General features: G+C 65.9%; 16 protein-coding genes. 7 read left to right on the top strand and 9 right to left on the bottom strand.

Annotated elements, in window-relative coordinates:
* The first annotated feature begins 51 nt into the window (after window positions 1–51).
* Window positions 52–780 (top strand): YggS family pyridoxal phosphate-dependent enzyme, encoded by a 729-nt coding sequence (locus AC1RQC_RS08300; protein WP_492829058.1) that lies wholly within the window; start codon window positions 52–54, stop codon window positions 778–780.
* A gap of 45 nt (window positions 781–825) precedes the next feature.
* The gene (gene proC, locus AC1RQC_RS08305; RefSeq protein WP_492372957.1) at window positions 826–1,650 is read left to right on the top strand and encodes a pyrroline-5-carboxylate reductase; all 825 of its coding nucleotides are present in this window, start codon (window positions 826–828) and stop codon (window positions 1,648–1,650) included.
* A 104-nt stretch (window positions 1,651–1,754) separates the two neighbouring features.
* On the opposite strand, the gene ubiA is transcribed toward proC, so the two are convergent.
* The 6 genes from ubiA to recG all read right to left on the bottom strand — a co-directional run bounded on the left by ubiA (window position 1,755) and on the right by recG (window position 8,713).
* Entirely contained in the window at window positions 1,755–2,612 is an 858-nt protein-coding gene (gene ubiA, locus AC1RQC_RS08310) for a 4-hydroxybenzoate octaprenyltransferase (protein ID WP_492829062.1), read from the bottom strand.
* Between the two features lie 129 nt (window positions 2,613–2,741).
* Complete coding sequence (locus AC1RQC_RS08315; protein ID WP_035867478.1) at window positions 2,742–3,227, bottom strand: Dps family protein; 486 nt, start codon at window positions 3,225–3,227, stop codon at window positions 2,742–2,744.
* A 77-nt stretch (window positions 3,228–3,304) separates the two neighbouring features.
* Entirely contained in the window at window positions 3,305–3,499 is a 195-nt protein-coding gene (locus AC1RQC_RS08320; RefSeq protein ID WP_150985960.1) for a hypothetical protein, read from the bottom strand.
* Window positions 3,500–3,577: 78 nt separating this feature from the next.
* A complete protein-coding gene (locus tag AC1RQC_RS08325; protein WP_492372954.1) occupies window positions 3,578–5,023 on the bottom strand; it encodes a catalase in 1,446 nt (481 codons plus the stop codon).
* 412 nt (window positions 5,024–5,435) lie between these two features.
* A complete protein-coding gene (locus AC1RQC_RS08330; RefSeq protein ID WP_043349480.1) occupies window positions 5,436–6,389 on the bottom strand; it encodes a LysR substrate-binding domain-containing protein in 954 nt (317 codons plus the stop codon).
* A gap of 122 nt (window positions 6,390–6,511) precedes the next feature.
* Complete coding sequence (recG, locus tag AC1RQC_RS08335) at window positions 6,512–8,713, bottom strand: ATP-dependent DNA helicase RecG (protein ID WP_492882935.1); 2,202 nt, start codon at window positions 8,711–8,713, stop codon at window positions 6,512–6,514.
* A gap of 184 nt (window positions 8,714–8,897) precedes the next feature.
* Here recG and queA point away from each other — a divergent pair, with 184 nt between their 5' ends.
* The 5 genes from queA (at window position 8,898) to secF (ending at window position 14,823) form a co-directional block, all read left to right on the top strand.
* Entirely contained in the window at window positions 8,898–9,956 is a 1,059-nt protein-coding gene (queA, locus tag AC1RQC_RS08340) for a tRNA preQ1(34) S-adenosylmethionine ribosyltransferase-isomerase QueA (protein ID WP_492883012.1), read from the top strand.
* A 40-nt stretch (window positions 9,957–9,996) separates the two neighbouring features.
* A complete protein-coding gene (tgt, locus tag AC1RQC_RS08345) occupies window positions 9,997–11,148 on the top strand; it encodes a tRNA guanosine(34) transglycosylase Tgt (protein ID WP_416049657.1) in 1,152 nt (383 codons plus the stop codon).
* A 173-nt stretch (window positions 11,149–11,321) separates the two neighbouring features.
* On the top strand, window positions 11,322–11,651 hold the full coding sequence (gene yajC, locus AC1RQC_RS08350) for a preprotein translocase subunit YajC (protein ID WP_441636490.1): 330 nt from the start codon (window positions 11,322–11,324) through the stop codon (window positions 11,649–11,651).
* A 237-nt stretch (window positions 11,652–11,888) separates the two neighbouring features.
* The gene (gene secD, locus AC1RQC_RS08355) at window positions 11,889–13,760 is read left to right on the top strand and encodes a protein translocase subunit SecD (RefSeq protein WP_043349490.1); all 1,872 of its coding nucleotides are present in this window, start codon (window positions 11,889–11,891) and stop codon (window positions 13,758–13,760) included.
* A 91-nt stretch (window positions 13,761–13,851) separates the two neighbouring features.
* Complete coding sequence (secF, locus tag AC1RQC_RS08360) at window positions 13,852–14,823, top strand: protein translocase subunit SecF (RefSeq protein ID WP_459371956.1); 972 nt, start codon at window positions 13,852–13,854, stop codon at window positions 14,821–14,823.
* 99 nt (window positions 14,824–14,922) lie between these two features.
* On the opposite strand, the gene AC1RQC_RS08365 is transcribed toward secF, so the two are convergent.
* The 3 genes from AC1RQC_RS08365 to AC1RQC_RS08375 are packed head-to-tail and all read right to left on the bottom strand — an operon-like array spanning window position 14,923 to window position 18,399.
* The gene (locus AC1RQC_RS08365; protein WP_174422956.1) at window positions 14,923–15,930 is read right to left on the bottom strand and encodes a response regulator; all 1,008 of its coding nucleotides are present in this window, start codon (window positions 15,928–15,930) and stop codon (window positions 14,923–14,925) included.
* Window positions 15,927–17,060: a hybrid sensor histidine kinase/response regulator gene (locus tag AC1RQC_RS08370; protein WP_174422957.1), complete on the bottom strand. Its 1,134-nt coding sequence runs from the start codon at window positions 17,058–17,060 to the stop codon at window positions 15,927–15,929. The genes AC1RQC_RS08365 and AC1RQC_RS08370 overlap by 4 nt, the downstream gene beginning before the upstream one ends.
* 7 nt (window positions 17,061–17,067) lie before the next feature.
* Window positions 17,068–18,399: a sensor histidine kinase gene (locus AC1RQC_RS08375; RefSeq protein ID WP_492882937.1), complete on the bottom strand. Its 1,332-nt coding sequence runs from the start codon at window positions 18,397–18,399 to the stop codon at window positions 17,068–17,070.
* Window positions 18,400–18,409 lie beyond the last annotated feature (10 nt).

The raw sequence follows: 18,409 nt of genomic DNA on the forward strand, positions 1-18,409 counted from the left end.
CACCCTTTTTGTCGTACTTATTGTTGTACTTCTTGATATGTTCGCCGGATTATGTCTGTAATCGCCGCCAACTTGCAAGCCGTCAACCGGCGTGTCGCGGCAGCCGCACAACAGGCCGGGCGACCGGCCGGTGAAGTCACGCTTCTGGCGGTTTCGAAGACCTTCCCCGCCACCGCGGTGCAGGCTGCGTTCGACGCCGGCCAGCGCGCCTTTGGCGAGAACTACGTGCAGGAAGGCGTGGACAAGATTGCGCAACTTGGCGATTTGCGCGACCAGATAAGCTGGCACTTTATCGGCCCCCTGCAAAGCAACAAGACGCGTGCCGTGGCCGAGCAGTTCGACTGGGTCCATGCCATCGACCGCCTGCGCATCGCCGAGCGGCTGTCGGCGCAGCGGCCCGCCGGCATGGCGCCGTTGCAGGTCTGCCTGCAGGTCAATATCAGCGGCGAAGCCAGCAAGAGCGGCGTCGCGCCAGACGAAGTGCCCGCGCTGGCACGCGCCGTGGCGGCGCTGCCCGGGCTGCGGCTGCGCGGCCTGATGGCCATTCCGGAGCCGCAGAGCGATATGGCGGCCCAGCGCCGGCCGTTTGCCGCGCTGCGCACCCTGCTCGACACCTTGCGCGCCGCCGGGCTGGATGTGGACACGCTCTCGATGGGCATGTCCGCCGACATGGAGGCTGCCATTGCCGAGGGCGCTACCGTGGTGCGCATCGGCACCGCCATTTTCGGCGCGCGCGACCATGCAACGGCACCCGAGGCGACACAGGCCAAGCCGGCCTGAACGCCGGCCCCCTTCTTCCCAGACGATTCCCAGCAAGAGACCGATATGCTCAAGACTCTCACCTTTGGTTTCCTCGGCGGCGGCAATATGGCCACCGCCCTGATCGGCGGCCTGATCGCCCGGGGCGTGCCAGCCACCTCGATCCGCGTGGTCGATCCGTTCGATGAAGCGCAGGCGCGCCTGCGGCGCGACCTCGGGGTGCATGCGGCAGGCGCGCCCGACGCCGCCTTTGGCAAGAGCGATGTGCTTGTGCTGGCGGTCAAGCCGCAGCAGTTCCGCGAAGCGGCGGCAGCGCTGCTGCCGCACCTGGGCGACAGCCTGATCGTGAGCGTGGCCGCCGGCATCCGCCTGGCCGACATGCGGCGCTGGTTTGGCGGGCGCACCCGCCTGGTGCGCGCCATGCCCAACACCCCGGCGCTGGCCGGCATGGGCATGACCGGCCTGGCAGCGGTAGCCGGACTGGCGCAGCAAGACCGTGACATCGCCAGCGCGCTGGCCGAAGCCGTGGGCAAGTGCGAGTGGGTGGAAGGCGACGCGCAGATCGACGCAGTCACGGCCATCTCCGGCAGCGGCCCGGCCTACGTCTTCTACTTCATCGAAGCCATGGAGAAAGCGGCCGTGGAGCTCGGCCTGAACGCCCAGCAAGGGCGCGCGCTGGCAGTGGAAACCTTCCGCGGCGCCGCGGCCCTGGCTGCCCAGTCGGAAGAGCCGGTCAGCCTGCTGCGCGAGCGCGTGACCTCAAAGGGCGGCACCACCTACGCCGCGCTCACCGCCATGCAAGCCGCCGGTATCGGCGAAGCCTTCGTCAAGGCCATGCACGCCGCCGCTGAACGCGCGACGGAAATGGGCGCGGAGTTTGGCAAGGACTGAGTCAGGCTCAAGCGGTCGCGAGAGCGGCTTCGTGCAGCGCTGAACGAAGCCGGCCGAAAAGGCCAAGACCGCCTGGGATGACGCTATCTGACGCACAACATCCTTCAGCGCAACGCATAGGCCGCAGCCACCCCGGCAAACACACAAGCACCCAGCCAGTTGTTGTGCCGGAACGCGGCAAAGCACTTCATGCGATCCCGCTCGCGGATCAACGTGTAGTGATACACCGCGCATCCCGCCGCCGCCGCCAGCCCGATCCAGTACGGCCAGCCCAGCCCGAACTGCGTACCGGCCCAGGCCATCAGCCCCAGGAACACCGCATAGCAGATCATGATGGCGGCGACATCGAACCGCCCGAACGTGATGGCCGACGTCTTCATGCCGAGCAGCAAGTCATCGTCGCGGTCCACCATGGCGTAGGCGGTATCGTAGGCCACCGCCCAGAACACATTGGCCAGCAGCATCACCCACGCCACCACCGGCACATGGTCCTGCACCGCGGCGAACGTCATCGGGATGCCAAAGCCGAAAGCAATGCCAAGGTAGGCCTGCGGGATGGCAAAGAACCGCTTGAAGAACGGATAGGTCGCGGCAAGCACGGCCGCGACCACCGCCAGCCACTTGGTAAACCCATTGAGCGGCGTGATCAGCGCGAAGGCTGCCAGCGCCAGCACCACCGCCACCGCCACGGCCTCCCACGCGGCAATCTTGCCCGCGGTCAGCGGCCGCTCCTTGGTGCGCTTGACGTGTTTGTCGAAGTCGCGGTCGGCCCAGTCGTTCATGGCGCAGCCGGCAGAGCGCATCAGGAAGGTGCCGATGACGAAGATCCAGAACAGGCTCCACACCGGCTGGCCGCCCGAGGCCATCCACAGTGCCCACAGCGTGGGCCACAACAGCAGCAGCGTGCCGATGGGCTTGTCGATGCGCACCAGGCGCGCGTACAGGGCTAAGCGTTCAAGCATGGCGAGGGGCCGCGGCACGGGGTCGGGCAAGGCAATGGCATTCAACGAAAAACGCGCCGCGACCCGGTCAGGGCGCGGCGCGCATGGCCGGCAGCACACCAAGGCCGCCGGTGGTGTCGACTCAGGGCATCAGGCCAGCATCGAGCGCAGCATCCACGCGGTTTTTTCGTGCGTCTGCATGCGCTGGGTCAGCAGGTCGGCGGAGGGTTCGTCGCCCGCGGCGTCGATGACCGGGAACAGCGAGCGCGCGGTGCGCACCACGGCTTCCTGGCCTTCGACCAGCTTGCGGATCATCTCGGTGGCTTCGGGCACGCCCTCTTCCTCCGGGATCGACGACAAGCGGGCGTATTCCTTGTAGGTGCCCGGCGCCGGGTAGCCCAGCGCGCGGATACGCTCGGCGATCGAATCCACGGCGAGCGCCAGCTCGGTGTATTGCGTCTCGAACATCAGGTGCAAGGTGTTGAACATCGGACCCGTGACGTTCCAGTGGAAGTTATGGGTCTTGAGATAGAGCGTGTAGGTATCCGCCAGCAACTTGGACAGGCCTTCCGCGATCTTCTTGCGTTCTTTGTCGGAAATGCCGATGTTCACGCTCATCTCATTCTTCTTTGCCATGATAGGTACGCTCCAGTCTGGGGTGGCTCTGACAACTGCCGCGCCTCGGGACGCGGCACAACCCGCACATTATGGCATCACCCGGTAAAGGCAGACAAACCCTTGGCCGCGTCCAGGAACATCGCGACCGCGCCCAGCGCGACCGCCGCCAGCCCGATCTCCGTGCGCCACAGCTTGCGCTGCAGGCGCGCCGCGTCTGCGCGGCGGGGGCGGTCGTGGGCAACTTGCTGCAACTGCTGAAATTCGCTGACGAACAGTCTGAACATGGCCATGATGGTTCTCCGTGCCGGGCATTCAAGGTGGCCCCCGGCTAGGGGCCACCCGCACTGCCCTGCTTCATTGCTTGCGCATTACTTCAGGTTGAGTGCGCGCTTGACGCCCTCGCCATAAGCCGGATCGGCCTTGGTGAAGTGCTCCAGCTGCACCCGCACGATGTTTTCCGGCACGCCCTGCATGGCTGCCGCAATGTTCGCGTAAAGACGCTGGCGCTGGGCCTCGTCGAACAGGCGGAACAGCGCGCCGGGCTGGCTGTAGTAATCGCTGTCGACACGGTGGTCGAAGCGGTCGGCCGCGCCATCCAGGGCCAGGGGCGGCTCGATGGCGCGCTCGCTGGCGGCGTAGGCGCCCTCGCGGTTCGGCTCGTAGTTGAGCTTGCCGCCCTGGTTGCCGTCCACGCGCATCGCGCCATCGCGGTGGAAGGTATTGTGGAAGGGGCACTTGGGCGCGTTCACCGGGATCTGGTTGTGGTTCACGCCCAGGCGGTAGCGCTGCGTGTCGCCGTACGAGAACAGCCGGCCCTGCAGCATCTTGTCGGGCGAGAAGCCAATACCCGGCACGATGTTGGAAGGGTTCATCGCCACCTGCTCCACCTCGGCAAAGTAGTTGTCCGGGTTGCGGTTGAGCTCCATCACGCCGACGTCGATCAGCGGATAGTCCTTGTGCGGCCACACCTTGGTGAGGTCGAACGGGTTGATGTGGTACTTGGCCGCATCGGCTTCGGGCATGACCTGCACGCGCACGTTCCAGCGCGGGAAGTTGCCGCGCTCGATGTTCTCGAACAGGTCGCGCTGCGCGCTCTCGCGGTCGCCCGCCACCACCTTGGCCGCTTCCTCGTTGGTCCAGTTGGCGATGCCCTGCTGCGACTTGAAGTGGAACTTCACCCAGAAACGCTCGTTGGCCGCATTGATGAACGAGAAGGTATGCGAGCCGAAACCATGGATCTGGCGATAGTTCTGCGGCAGGCCACGGTCGCTCATCAGGATGGTGACCTGGTGCAGCGATTCCGGATGGCGCGACCAGAAATCCCAGACGGCAATCGGGTCGCGCAGGTTGGTGCGCGGATTGCGTTTTTGCGTGTGGATGAAATCCGGGAATTTCAGCGGGTCGCGCACGAAGAACACCGGCGTGTTGTTGCCCACCACGTCCCAGTTGCCTTCATCGGTATAGAACTTGACCGAGAACCCGCGCACATCGCGCTCGGCATCCGCCGCGCCGCGCTCGCCCGCCACCGTGGAGAAGCGCATGAACATCGGCGTCTCCTTGCCAACGCTGGCAAAGATCGAGGCCTTGGAAAAGCGCGTGATGTCGTGGGTCACCGTGAACTTGCCGTGCGCGCCCGAGCCCTTGGCGTGCACGCGCCGCTCGGGGATGACTTCACGGTCGAAGTGAGCGAGCTTCTCCAGGAACCACACGTCTTGCAGCAGCATCGGGCCGCGCGGGCCGGCGGTCTGCGAATTCTGGTTGTCGGCTACCGGCGCGCCAGCGGCGGTGGTGAGAGTGTCCTTGTTCTTGCTCATCTTGGCCTCATTTTTCGTGGGGGTGGAACGGGGAGTCTGGCTAGGGCGGGTTGCGGCAAAGCCGCGGCAAAATGTCAGTACACCGTGGCGTAACAGGCCAGGCAGTCGGCCATGCGGCCGGCCAGTGCGCTTAGGAGCTCGCCGGCGGCGGTCAAGCTGGGTTTTTCGCCTTTCATGTGCGACTCCTTGTGGATGACAGCGCGCAATGCGTCGATGGAGGAAGTCTACGGAAAGGCTATTGAATTTCAAATTCAATTATTTCTAACTATGAAATAGAACATGCCTATTCCTGCCCGCGCGCCAGCATGGCATAGGGCAAAGACACAGTGAATTTAGAAAAATCGAGGGAGGAGAAAAAACAAGGCAGGGCAAAGCGTGCTGCCGGCGCAAAGCGCCGGCAGGCAGGGCGCGCTCAGGCGGCTTCAGCCAGTTCCTTGGCGGCCAGCATGCTGACGCCGGGCAAGTCGCAGGCAGCCACCGCGCGGCGCAACGCTTCCATGGCCGGCAGGCGGGTAAAGCTCTTGCGCCAGGCCAGCACCACGCGCCGGTCGGGCACGGGATCGGTAAAGGGCACGTAGGCCAGCAGGTCGTTCTTGTTGGGCTTCAGGTCCGGCACCGAAGTCCGCGGCAGCACCGTGATGCCAACGCCACTTGCGACCATATGGCGGATGGTTTCGAGCGAGGAGCCTTCGAAGGTCTTCTGGATGCCGTCGGCCGCCTGCGAGAAGCGCGACAGCTCCGGGCATACGCCCAGCACCTGGTCGCGGAAGCAATGCCCACTGCCCAGCAGCAGCATGGTTTGCTGCTTGAGTTCGTCGGGATCCACCTTCCCGGCATGTTCCAGATGGTGGCCACGCGGCACCGCCACGACGAAAGGCTCGTCATACAGCGGCTGCACGGTCAGCCCGGAATCGGCAAAGGGCTCGGCCATGATGGCGCAATCGATCTCGCCCTGCTTGAGCAGCTCGATCAGCTTGACCGTGTAGTTCTCCTGCAGCATCAGCGGCATCTGCGGCACGGTCTGGATCATTTCCTTGACCAGCGTGGGCAGCAGGTAGGGCCCGATGGTGTAGATCACGCCAAGCCGCAGCGGCCCGGCCAGCGGGTCCTTGCCCTGCTTGGCGATCTCGCGGATGGCCATGGTCTGCTCCAGCACGCGCTGGGCCTGCGCCACGATCTGCTCGCCGATCGGCGTCACCGAGACTTCGGACGTGCCGCGCTCGAAGATCTGCACATTGAGTTCGTCTTCCAGCTTCTTGATCGCCACCGACAGCGTCGGCTGCGACACGAAGCAAGCTTCGGCCGCCCGGCCGAAATGGCGCTCGCGCGCTACGGCGACGATGTACTTGAGTTCGGTGAGCGTCATGACTTATCAATTTCCGTTAAGCGATAGATTTTACCTTCGATTCGATGTTCTGTCAGACATGACAAGCAAAGCGGCGCAGGCGATACCTGACCGCTTGCGCCAGGTGAGTCCCCTTCGTCACATCAGGCCTTCAGGTAATGCTCCCTGCCACCCAGCCAGCGCAGCAGGTGCGCCTCTACCGCCTCCGGGAAGCGCGCCAGCATCAGCTCGGCGGCCTCCTGGGCATAATCGACCAGCCAGGCGTCGGTGTTCAGATCGGCGAAACGCAGCATTGCCTCGCCGGACTGGCGCGCGCCGAGGAACTCGCCGGGACCGCGTATCTGCAGATCGCGCCGGGCAATCTCGAAGCCGTCGGTGGTCTCGCGCATGGTCGCCAGGCGCTCGCGCCCGGTGGGCGACAGCGGTGCCTGGTACATCAGCAGGCAGACCGATTCCGCGCTGCCCCGCCCTACCCGGCCGCGCAACTGGTGCAACTGCGCCAGGCCAAAGCGCTCGGCATGCTCGATCACCATCAACGAGGCGTTGGGCACGTCCACTCCCACCTCGATCACGGTGGTGGCTACCAGCACCTGCAGCCGGTTGGCAGTGAAGTCTTCCATCACCGCAGCCTTCTCCGCCGGCGGCAGGCGCCCGTGCACCAGTCCCACCTTGAGCTCAGGCAAGGCGGCGACCAGGGTTTCATAGGTTTCCACCGCGGTCTGCAGTTGCAGCGCCTCGCTCTCTTCGATCAGCGGGCAGACCCAGTAGACCTGGCGGCCATCGGCGGCGGCGTGGTGCACGCGCTCGATCACCTCGTCGCGGCGCGCGTCGTTGACCAGCCGGGTCACCACCGGAGTGCGTCCAGGCGGCAATTCGTCGATCACCGAGACGTCGAGGTCGGCGTAGTAGGTCATGGCCAGCGTGCGCGGGATCGGCGTGGCCGACATCATCAGCTGGTGCGGTACGGTTTCCGCGGCCTTGCCAGCCCTGCCCGGCGCGGCGGCGGCATCGGGGTCCGCCTTGCCGCGCAGCGCCAGCCGCTGGGCCACGCCGAAGCGATGCTGCTCATCGACCACGGACAAGCCCAGGCGGGCAAACTTGACGCTGTCCTGGATCAGCGCGTGGGTGCCGATGGCCAGCTTGGCCTCGCCGGACTCGACCTTGGCCGCGGCCTCGCGCTTGGCGCGCGTCTTCAGGCTGCCGGCCAACCACACCACCGGCACGCCCAGCGGCTCCAGCCAGGCGGAGAGCTTGCGGTAATGCTGCTCGGCCAGGATTTCGGTGGGTGCCATCAGCGCGGCCTGGTAGCCGGCATCAATGGCCTGGCAGGCGGCCAGCGCCGCCACGATGGTCTTGCCGCTGCCGACGTCGCCCTGCAGCAGGCGGTGCATCGGGTGGGGCGCGCCCATGTCCTTGGCGATCTCTTCCACCACGCGCTGCTGCGCGCCGGTCAGCTTGAACGGCAGCGCGGCCAGGAAGGCGGTCAGCAGGCCGCCCGCGCGGCGTGGCATGGGTGGCGCACTCTTGTCGCGCCGCGCCGCCTGGGAGCGCTTGAGGGAGAGCTGCTGCGCCAGCAGCTCATCGAGCTTGATACGTTGCCAGGCCGGGTGCGAGCGCTCAACCAGCGCATGCTCGTCCACATCCTGGGGCGGTGTGTGCAGCAGGCGCAGGCACTCCGGCAAGGCTTGCAGCTTGAGCTGGGCCAGCGGGCCTTGCAGCACGGGCGCTGGCAGGGTCTCGGGCAGCGGCGTGCGTGACAGCGCGCCGCCGATGGCCTTGCGCAAGTAGCTCTGCGGGATGCCGGCGGTGCTCGGGTAGACCGGGGTCAGCCGCTCGGGCAGCGCCTCGCCGGGCGTCACCGCGCGCACCGTGGGATGGACCATCTCCGCGCCGAAGAAGCCGCCGCGCAGCTCGCCGCGCACCCGCAGGCAGGCGCCTTCGGCCATCAACTGGGTCTGGCTGCCGTAGAAATTAATGAACCGCAGCGTCAGCTCGCCGGTATCGTCGGCGATCTTGACCACCATCTGGCGGCGCGGGCGCAGGCTGACCTCGTTGAAGGTGACCACGCCCTCGACCTGCACCGTCAGCCCCATGCCCGCGCGCCCGATGGCATCGGCGATCGGCAGCAGCGTGGTCTCGTCCTCGTAGCGCATGGGCAGGTGCAGCACCAGGTCGACGTCGCGCTTGAGCCCGAGCTTGTGCAGCCGGGCCATGGCCGAGGACGGCTTGCCGGCGGCAGCGCCCTTGGCCGCCGCCTTGCCCGCACGGCCCGGCTTGTCCCCGGCGCGCGCCGCGGGCGGGCTGTCGTTGGTTTCCGGGGTTCGGTCGGGAGCGGTTCCTGGCATCTGGGGCGTGGCTGGCGATTCGGGTCGGGGCGCGCGCCAGGTGGCACGCGCTGGTTGGCGCAAATAGGCGATATCACGCACGCCTGGGCGGCGCAGCCGCCCCAAGCCTTACAATATCGGATTCACCGATTGTACCTATGCCGGCCGCGCCACCGCGCGGTCTGCGGCCGTTTTTGCCCCCATGATGCTGACGCTGTCCGATTTTGACTTTGCCCTCCCGCCCGAACTGATCGCCCAGACCGCCTTGCCGGAGCGCGGCGCGAGCCGTCTGCTGGTGGTGGATACGGACGCCCGGGAAGGCACCACCCGCCTCACAGACCGCGCGTTTACCGACATCGTCGACTACCTGCGACCCAACGATTTGCTGGTGTTCAATGACACCCGCGTCATCAAGGCGCGCTTCTTCGGGCAAAAGGGCAGCGGCGGCAAGGTCGAGGTGCTGGTCGAGCGGGTACTGGACAGCCACACCGTGCTGGCCCAGGTGCGTGCCTCAAAGACGCCGCCCGTGGGCAGCCTGCTGCGCCTGGCGGATGCCTTCGACGTCACTGTGGGCCCGCGCGTGGACCAGTTCTTCACGCTCACCTTCCCCGAGCCGGCGCTGGACCTGATCGAGCGCCACGGCCGCCTGCCTTTGCCGCCATACATCACCCACGATCCCGACGCCTTCGACGAAACCCGGTACCAGACGGTCTACGCCCGCGCCCCCGGCGCGGTGGCCGCACCCACCGCCGGACTGCATTTCGACGAGGCCCTGTTCGCCCGGCTCGACGCACTGGGCGTGCGCCGCGGCTTCCTGACCCTGCACGTGGGCGCCGGCACCTTCCAGCCGGTGCGCACCGAGAACCTGGCCGAGCACAAGATGCACGCCGAGTGGTACGAGGTGTCGGATGCGCTGGCCCAGGCCGTGCTCGACACGCGCGCCGCCGGGGGCCGGGTGATCGCGGTCGGCACCACGTCCCTGCGTGCGCTGGAGTCCGCCGGCGCCACCGATGGCACGCTGGCCGCCGGCCGTGGCGACACCGAGATCTTCATCACGCCTGGCTACCGTTTCCGCGTGGTCGATGCGCTGATCACCAATTTCCACCTGCCCAAGTCGACCTTGCTGATGCTGGTGTCGGCGCTGGCCGGGGTGGAGCCCATCCGCGCCGCCTACCGCCATGCGGTGGCCGAGCGCTACCGCTTCTTCAGCTACGGCGACGCCATGCTGCTGACGCGCCAGCGCCAGCGCCAGCCCCAGCCCTGAGCGCGCCGCGCCAGCCCGACCCTGAATCCCGAATCCAGCCATGCTCAACTTCGAACTGCTCACCACCGACGGCAACGCCCGCCGCGGCCGCGTCACCCTCAACCACGGCGTGGTCGAGACCCCGATCTTCATGCCGGTCGGCACCTATGGCTCGGTCAAGGCGATGTCGCCACTCGAGCTCGGTGAGATCAACGCCCAGATCATCCTGGGCAATACCTTCCACCTGTGGCTGCGCCCCGGGCTGGAAGTGGTGGAAAAGCACGGTGGCCTGCACCGCTTCATGGGCTGGGACAAGCCGATCCTGACCGATTCGGGCGGTTTCCAGGTGTTTTCGCTGGGCGCGCTGCGCAAGATCACCGAGGATGGCGTGACCTTTGCCTCGCCGGTCAACGGCGACAAGCTGTTCCTGTCGCCCGAGATCTCGATGCAGATCCAGCGCACGCTGAACTCCGACATCGTGATGCAGTTCGACGAATGCACGCCGTACGAAATCGACGGCCGCCCCGCCACCCACGCGGAAGCGGCCGCCTCCATGCGCATGAGCCTGCGCTGGGCCAAGCGCTCGATCGACGAGTTCAACAGCCTGGGCAACCCCAACGCGCTGTTCGGCATTGTCCAGGGCGGCATGTTCGAGGACCTGCGCGACGAGTCGCTGGCCGGCCTGTCGGAGCTGGACTTCCACGGCTACGCCATCGGCGGCCTGTCGGTCGGCGAGCCCAAGGAAGACATGATGCGCGTGCTGGAGCACGTGGGCCCGCGCCTGCCCGCGCACAAGCCGCACTACCTGATGGGCGTGGGCACGCCCGAAGACCTGGTGGCCGGCGTGGCGTCGGGTGTGGACATGTTCGACTGCGTGATGCCGACCCGCAATGCCCGCAACGGCTGGCTGTTCACGCGCTTTGGCGACGTCAAGATCAAGAATGCCGTCCACCGCAACGACACCCGCCCGCTGGACGAGTCCTGCGGCTGCTATACCTGCCGCAACTTCTCGCGCTCCTACCTGCACCACCTGCACCGGGTTGGCGAGATTCTGGGTGCGCGCCTTAACACCATCCATAACCTGCATTACTACCTGGAACTGATGAGCGAGATGCGCGAAGCCATCGAGGAACACCGCTTCGAGGCCTTCCGCCTTCAGTTCGCCGCCGATCGCGCGCGCGGGGCGCAGTCGGCCACGCCCGCCCCGGCGTGAACTTTCTGCACAGCTCCGGTCGAATAGCGGTGCCTGCAGCTGCCAAGCGGCTCGCAAGGCGCCCCGAACAAACCCGTACTGCACCGTAAATGCCCGGATCGGGCATGGAATGCGGTTGCAAGCGGGTGGTAGAATGATCGACTAACTGATTGACTTTGTGACGGAGAAGCAACGTGCTGATTTCTAACGCATTTGCCCAGACTGCCGGTGCCACCGGCGGCGCGGCGGGTGGCCTGATGAGTTTCCTGCCTATTATCCTGATGTTCGCGGTGCTGTGGTTCATCATGATCCGCCCGCAGATGAAGCGCCAGAAAGAATCGAAGGCAATGCTGGAAGCCCTGGCCAAGAACGACGAAGTCGTGACCGCCGGCGGCATTCTCGGCCGTGTCACCAAGGTCAACGAACAATACGTGACCATCGAAATCGCCGCGGGCACCGAAATCACGGTGCAAAAGAGCGCGGTTACCACGGTGCTGCCCAAGGGCTCGCTGAAGTCGCTCTGAGCACCGCGGCCGCGGGCGTGGCGTTGCTTGACTCAGGCGCCGCCCAGCTTCTCCCGCACCGCCTGCCTGCTTTTTCGCCCTTCCCGGCACGCCTTTAGCGCGCGTGCCCCTGCAGCCGCCTGATCCAGCACGGGTTATCCGTGGATGCCAGGCGGCTGTTTGCCAACCGGTGCGGTGGTGCCAACTGCCCGCTGACGGTCTCGTCGGCGCCACCAACCGAAGAACGACTGGCCAAAGATGAATCGTTATCCGCTTTGGAAATACCTCGTGATCCTGGTGGCTCTGGCCATCGGCATCACCTATACGCTGCCGAACTTCTTCGGCGAGGCGCCTGCCGTGCAGGTCTCCTCCGCCAAGGCCACGGTCAAGGTCGACCTGGCCATGCAAAAGCAGATCGAGCAGGTGCTGGCGCAGAACAACCTGCAGCCCGACGGCATGTTCTTTGACCTGAACGGCCAGTCCGGCTCGGTCAAGGCGCGCTTCAAGACGCCCGACGAGCAGCTCAAGGCCAAGGACGTGCTGACCCGCGCGCTCAACCCCGACCCCAATGACGCCACCTACGTGGTCGCGCTGAACCTGCTGTCGGGCTCGCCGCGCTGGCTCACCGCCATGCACGCGCTGCCGATGTACCTGGGGCTGGACTTGCGCGGCGGCGTGCACTTCCTGCTGCAAGTGGACATGAAGGGCGCGGTCGACAAGAAGCTCGACAGCCTGGCCGGCGACGCCCGCACCCTGCTGCGCGACAAGGGCATCCGCCATGGCGGCATCGACCGCGACGGCGACCGCCTGACGGTGCGCTTCAACAATGCCGACGACGCCACCAAGGCGCGCGGCATCCTGGCCGACAACCTGCGCGAGCTGGCGTTCAGCCCGGATGGCAACAACATCTCCGGCGTGTTCACCGATGCGGCCCGCAAGGCGGTGCAGGATGCGGCGGTCAAGCAGAACATCACCACCCTGCACAACCGGGTCAACGAGCTCGGCGTGGCCGAGCCGGTGATCCAGCAACAAGGCGCCGACCGCATCGTGGTGCAGTTGCCTGGCGTGCAGGACACCGCAAAGGCCAAGGACATCATCGGCCGCACCGCCACGCTGGAAGCCCGCCTGGCCGACCCCGACGCGCCGCGCAACCCGCGCCCGGGCGACCCGATCCCCTTCGGCAGCGAGCTGTTCACGCAAGGCAACGGCGCCCCGGTGGTGCTCAAGAAGCAGGTGATCTTCACCGGCGACCGCATTGAAAGCGCTTCGGCCGGCTTCGACCAGAACCAGCGCGCCTCGGTCAACATCAAGCTCGACGCTCAGGGTGGCCGCGTGCTGCGCGACGTCTCGCGCGAGAACATCGGCAAGCCGATGGGCATCGTGCTGTTCGAGAAGGGCAAGGGCGAAGTGCTGACGGTGGCAACGATCCAGTCCGAACTGGGCTCCAGCTTCCAGATCACCGGTTCGTACTCCACCGAAGCCGCCAACGACCTGGCCCTGCTGCTGCGCGCCGGCTCGCTGGCCGCGCCGATGGAAATCATCGAAGAACGCACCATCGGCCCGTCGCTGGGCGCGGACAACATCAAGAAGGGCTTTGACTCGGTGGCCTACGGCTTTGGCGCCATCGCCGTCTTCATGATGCTGTACTACATGCTGTTCGGCGTGTTCTCGGTGGCCGCGCTGGCCATCAACCTGCTGCTGCTGGTGGCGGTGCTGTCGATGCTGCAGGCTACGCTGACGCTGCCCGGCATCGCCGCTATCGCGCTGGTGCTCGGCATGGCCATTGACGCCAACGTGCTGATCAACGAGCGGATCCGCGAGGAACTGCGCGCCGGCGCTTCGCCGCAGATGGCGATCGCCGTCGGCTTCGACCGCGCCTGGGCCACCATCCTGGACTCCAACGTGACCACCCTGATCGCGGGCCTGGCGCTGCTGGCCTTCGGCTCCGGCCCGGTGCGCGGCTTTGCCGTGGTGCACTGCCTGGGCATCATGACCTCGATGTTCTCGGCGGTGTTCTTCAACCGCGGCCTGGTGAACCTCTGGTACGGCCGCAAGAAGAAGCTGCAAAGCGTAGCGATCGGCCAGATCTGGAAGCCGGGCTCGGACAGCCAGGGCACCGTCGCCAAGTAAGCATCATGGATGTCCGCGCGCACAGAACGCGCATGGACATCCAACCAGCATAGAACGGCAGCAGGCGCTGCCGTACAAAACAGGATTCAACATGGAATTCTTCCGCATCCGGCGCGATATTCCGTTCATGAAGCACGCGTTGATCTTCAACGTGATTTCCTTCCTGACGTTTGCCGCCGCCGTATTCTTCCTGGCACACAAGGGCCTGCACCTGTCGATCGAGTTCACCGGCGGCACGGTGATGGAGGTCAACTACCAGCAGACGGCCGACCTGGAGCGCATCCGCGGCCAGGTCAGCAAGCTTGGCTACACCGACGTGCAGGTGCAGAATTTCGGCACCTCGCGCGACGTGATGATCCGCCTGCCGCTGCAAAAGGGTCCGGACGGCAAGCCCGCCACCTCGGCCCAGCAGAGCGAGCAGGTCATGACGGCGCTGCAGACTGCCGCGCCTGACGTCAAGCTCCAGCGTGTCGAGTTCGTCGGCCCGCAGGTGGGCAAGGAACTGGCCACCGACGGTCTGCTGGCGCTGCTGTGCGTGGTGGCCGGCATCGTGATCTACCTGTCGTTCCGCTTCGAGTGGAAGTTCGCAGTGGCCGGCATCATCGCCAACCTGCACGACGTGGTGATCATCCTGGGCTTCTTCGCCTTCTTCCAGTGGGAATTCTCGCTGTCGGTGCTGGCGGCAATCCTGGCGGTGCTGGGTTACTCGGTGAACGAATCGGTGGTGATTTTCGACCGGATTCGCGAGAACTTCCGCAAGTACCGCAAGATGACCACGCACGAGATCATCGATAACGCGATCACCAGCACCATCTCGCGGACCATCATCACCCACGGCTCGACCGAAATGATGGTGCTGTCGATGTTCTTCTTCGGCGGCCCCACCCTGCACTACTTCGCGCTGGCGCTGACCGTCGGCATCTTGTTCGGCATCTACTCCTCGGTGTTCGTCGCCGCGGCGCTGGCCATGTGGCTGGGCGTCAAGCGCGAGGACCTGGTCAAGGGCGAGAAGAAGCCGGGCGACGTCGACCGCGACGACCCGAACTTCGGCGCCCAGGCCTGACGGGCCTGCCGCGGATAGTTTCAAAGGCAGCAAAAAAGGGCACCTTCGGGTGCCCTTTCTTGTTATGCCGTTGCTACTCGGAACGCGCTTGGAACTTGCTCAGAACTGCTCGATCCACACCGCCAGGCGATCCGCGGCGAACTCCGCGGTGCGATCGGTGGGGCGGTAAACGATGGAGTCGCCCTCCCGCACTGCCTTGAGTGCGCCGCCGGTTTCATCCAGCCACAGCAGCCCGGCCAGCCAGGTGGCATGCTGCGCGGACACCTCCTTATCCACCGGCTCGCCCAGGTACTCGGCAAGCGCGGCACCCTGGATCCACACCAGGGCATCCCCATCGCGGCGCACGTTGGCTGCGCCTTGCGTCGCGGCCAGCGTCTCGGCCAGTGCCGCCACCGCATCGCCCGCTCCACGGCCGGCGAGCTGCGTGCGCAGCGCGGCGAGCTTGGCCGCCACGGCGTGGCCGAAGGTGCCGCTGCGGCGGCTTTCCGCCGCCACCAGGTCGGCGTAGTCCATCAACAGCCAGTCCGGCTCGGGATTCTGCACGCCGACCAGCGCGGCCGAGGCCAGGTAGGTGTCCACCGGCTGGAAGCGCTCCGGGCCGATCAGGCTGGCCGACAGCGTGCGGATCAGGCCGATGCGCGCGGCAATGGTCTGCCGCTGCAGCACGCTCAGCTTCTCGCGCAGCAACTGGTCGCGCTCCTTGCGCAGGCCGGCCATCTCAAGCGCCTGCTTGAGCTCCATGCGCAGCGAGGTGATGTCCCACGGCTTCTTGATATAGCGATGGATCTGCCCCTCGTTGACTGCCGCGACCGTATGCTCGATCTCCGAGTAAGCGGTGGTCAGGATCCGCACGATATGCGGATAGCGCTCGCGCGCGTAGCGCAGCAGCTCGTTGCCGTACTCGCCCGGCATGCGCTGGTCGGAGACCAGGACCGCAAGGCTGTCCGCGTGCGCATCCAGCAGCGCCTTGCCCTCTTCGACCGAGCCACCGGTCACGACCGGCGCCAGGGCTCCGATGGCACGCTGGAAATACTTGACGGCCGTCGCCTCGTCATCGACGAACAGAATCGCCGGTGATGGTGCCTGCGTGGCATTCGGTTCGTTCATCGATCACTCCTATGCATTCGACTCTTGGTATTGGGGAAATCCAGCGTCACCGTGGTACCCGCACCGGACGTAGACTCGATCCGGATGCCGCCACCGAAAGACTGCATGACACGGTTGCAAAAAATCATGCCCAGTCCGTTGCCGCCGGTACTCGCATGGGTGGTGACCGGATCCACCAGAAGGCGCCCCATCACCTCAGGTGGTATGCCCGGGCCGTTGTCGCAGATGCGGATCGCGGCATCGGGCTCGGCCGCCACCACGAAGCGCAGCGAAGGCGAGTCGACGCCGTCGAGCGCCCGCAGCGCATTGGACAACAGCGACGACAGCACCAGTGCCACGCAATTGGGCAGCGTGCGCACGGCAAAGTCGTCATGCATTTCGATCTTTACCCACTCGCGCTGCGGCCCGGCAAAGGGGTAGGTGTCGAGCAGCGCGGCGATCAGGCCGCCGGCGGTCACTTCCCGGCTGGCGCCTGCTTGCGTGCTCGGCCGGCTGCCGCTGCTGCGCACCGACTGCAGGAACGACGAAATCACGGCCAGGCAATACTGCGCGTTGTCGTGCATCGACGTGGCCGCCTGGCCAATCTCGCTCTGGCGCAGCGGATTGTATTCCGCCGCGATACGGCTTTCGATACCCCGCGCAAAATTTGCAATCGCCGCCAGCGGCGTGTTCAGTTCATGCGCCAGGAAGGCCAGCGTCTCGTCGATCGCCATCAGGCGCTGATGGCGAATCGAGCGTTCGCGATAGCGCTCGGCGGCCAGCCGCAGCGCTTCGCGCACCTGGCCCAGCTCGATGGGCTTTTCCAGGATGCGGAACACTTCGCCAGTGTTGACCGTCTGCAACAGCATGTCCTTGTCCGCGTAGGCGGTCACCAGGATGCGCACGATCTGCGGGTACTCGAGCGCAACCTGGCGCAGCAGGTCGCCGCCATCGCGCCCCGGCATGCGGAAATCCGTCACCAGCACGGCGATGCGCGCACTCTCCCGGCGCAGGATGCGTACCGCTTCGTCGGCGCCGCTGGCGACCAGCACCTCGTACTCCGTGCCGACCGCGCGAGCGAAGTACTTGCATGCCATTTCCTCGTCATCGACGTAGAGCACGGTAAGCCGTGGTTGACGGGCGTCGCTCATGGCATTCTCAGTCGGCTCGGGGCAGGTCGAAGCTGAACGAGGCCCACTTGCCCAGCTCGCTCTCGGCAAACAGCACGCCGCCGTGACGCTCGATCACCGCGTAGCTGATCGACAGGCCAAGGCCCAGGCCCTGGCCGACTTCGCGCGTGGTGAAGAACGGCTCGAACACGCGCGCCAGGTGCTCTTGCGCAATGCCCGGTCCGTTGTCCTTCACGGTCACATGCAGCCGGCGCTCCACCCACTTCACGGTGGTATGGATGGCCGGGGCCTGCGTGCCGGCCTTGCGCATGGCCAGCGCGGCGTTGGAGAACAGGTTGATCAGCACGCCGATCACCGCGGCTTCGTCGCCCAGGACCAGCGTATCGGTCGGCAACTCGCGCGTGACGGCCACCCCGCGCAGCTCATGGGCGGTCAGCCGAATCGAGGAGTCGAGCGCCTTCTCGAACAGGAACGGCGTGCCCTCCGCTTCAGCACCGGGCTTGCGATAAGCGAAGGTCTTCAGGTCCGACACGATATGCTGGATGCGTTGCATTCCCTGCTTGGCGTCGACCAGGCACTCCTGCAGCATCGGTTCGTTCTTGGCCACCGGCTCTTCCAGCGCGACCTCGATCGCCATCAGGCAGAAGTTGACCGGGTTGTTGACCTCGTGCAGCAGGCCCGCGGCCAGCGTACCGATGGCGGCCATCTTTTCCTGCTGCAGCATCTGGCCCTTGATGTCGACCAGCTTGCGGTTGATCACTTCGAGCTCGCCGTTCTTCTCCGCCACTTCGGCTTTCAGCCGGAACAGCATGAAGCGCGCCCGCTCATTGAAGAAGGTATAGACCGCGCTGGCCGCTGCGGCAAACAGCAGGAACAGCGAATTGACGATAAAGGTGCCGGCCGGCTCGATGCCGCCGGGATGCAGCACGCAGGCAAGCAGGTAGAACAGGTAGGACAGGATCCCGAAGACCAGGTTCTGCCACAAGCCGAACGGCAGCGCGATGCCCGACGCGAAGATGGCGAGATTCAGCCCGACGTAATACGGCGACTCCACGCCATCGGTATGCCAGATCATCCACGAGATCATGATCTGCGGCAGCAGCAGCCAGGACAACGTCAGCCACGGCGCAAAACGGCGCCCTGCCGCGCTGTACAACAGCATCACGATGCCGGCGATCAGCAGCGACACCAGCACGCGCGCCACGGCGAAGGGCGCCTGCAACTGCGGATACTGGCCGTAGTCCAACCCCACGCCGAGCAGCACCAGCACGATGGCGGTATAGGCGCCGCCGCGGCTGAAGGCCAGGCGGAAATCCGCCAGCTCGGTCTGGTAACCCGCGTAAAGTTGATTGGTGCTCATGGCTGGGCCG

Source organism: Cupriavidus sp. GW822-FHT03E04 (genome assembly GCF_058801495.1).

What these genes read in the sequence shown, in the direction of transcription:
- AC1RQC_RS08300 (WP_492829058.1), top strand. Translation starts at nt 52, where the DNA reads ATGTCTGTAATCGCCGCCAACTTGCAAGCCGTCAACCGGCGTGTCGCG.
- proC (WP_492372957.1), top strand. Translation starts at nt 826, where the DNA reads ATGCTCAAGACTCTCACCTTTGGTTTCCTCGGCGGCGGCAATATGGCC.
- ubiA (WP_492829062.1), bottom strand. Translation starts at nt 2,612, where the DNA reads ATGCTTGAACGCTTAGCCCTGTACGCGCGCCTGGTGCGCATCGACAAG.
- AC1RQC_RS08315 (WP_035867478.1), bottom strand. Translation starts at nt 3,227, where the DNA reads ATGGCAAAGAAGAATGAGATGAGCGTGAACATCGGCATTTCCGACAAA.
- AC1RQC_RS08320 (WP_150985960.1), bottom strand. Translation starts at nt 3,499, where the DNA reads ATGGCCATGTTCAGACTGTTCGTCAGCGAATTTCAGCAGTTGCAGCAA.
- AC1RQC_RS08325 (WP_492372954.1), bottom strand. Translation starts at nt 5,023, where the DNA reads ATGAGCAAGAACAAGGACACTCTCACCACCGCCGCTGGCGCGCCGGTA.
- AC1RQC_RS08330 (WP_043349480.1), bottom strand. Translation starts at nt 6,389, where the DNA reads ATGACGCTCACCGAACTCAAGTACATCGTCGCCGTAGCGCGCGAGCGC.
- recG (WP_492882935.1), bottom strand. Translation starts at nt 8,713, where the DNA reads ATGCCAGGAACCGCTCCCGACCGAACCCCGGAAACCAACGACAGCCCG.
- queA (WP_492883012.1), top strand. Translation starts at nt 8,898, where the DNA reads ATGCTGACGCTGTCCGATTTTGACTTTGCCCTCCCGCCCGAACTGATC.
- tgt (WP_416049657.1), top strand. Translation starts at nt 9,997, where the DNA reads ATGCTCAACTTCGAACTGCTCACCACCGACGGCAACGCCCGCCGCGGC.
- secD (WP_043349490.1), top strand. Translation starts at nt 11,889, where the DNA reads ATGAATCGTTATCCGCTTTGGAAATACCTCGTGATCCTGGTGGCTCTG.
- secF (WP_459371956.1), top strand. Translation starts at nt 13,852, where the DNA reads ATGGAATTCTTCCGCATCCGGCGCGATATTCCGTTCATGAAGCACGCG.
- AC1RQC_RS08365 (WP_174422956.1), bottom strand. Translation starts at nt 15,930, where the DNA reads ATGAACGAACCGAATGCCACGCAGGCACCATCACCGGCGATTCTGTTC.
- AC1RQC_RS08370 (WP_174422957.1), bottom strand. Translation starts at nt 17,060, where the DNA reads ATGAGCGACGCCCGTCAACCACGGCTTACCGTGCTCTACGTCGATGAC.
- AC1RQC_RS08375 (WP_492882937.1), bottom strand. Translation starts at nt 18,399, where the DNA reads ATGAGCACCAATCAACTTTACGCGGGTTACCAGACCGAGCTGGCGGAT.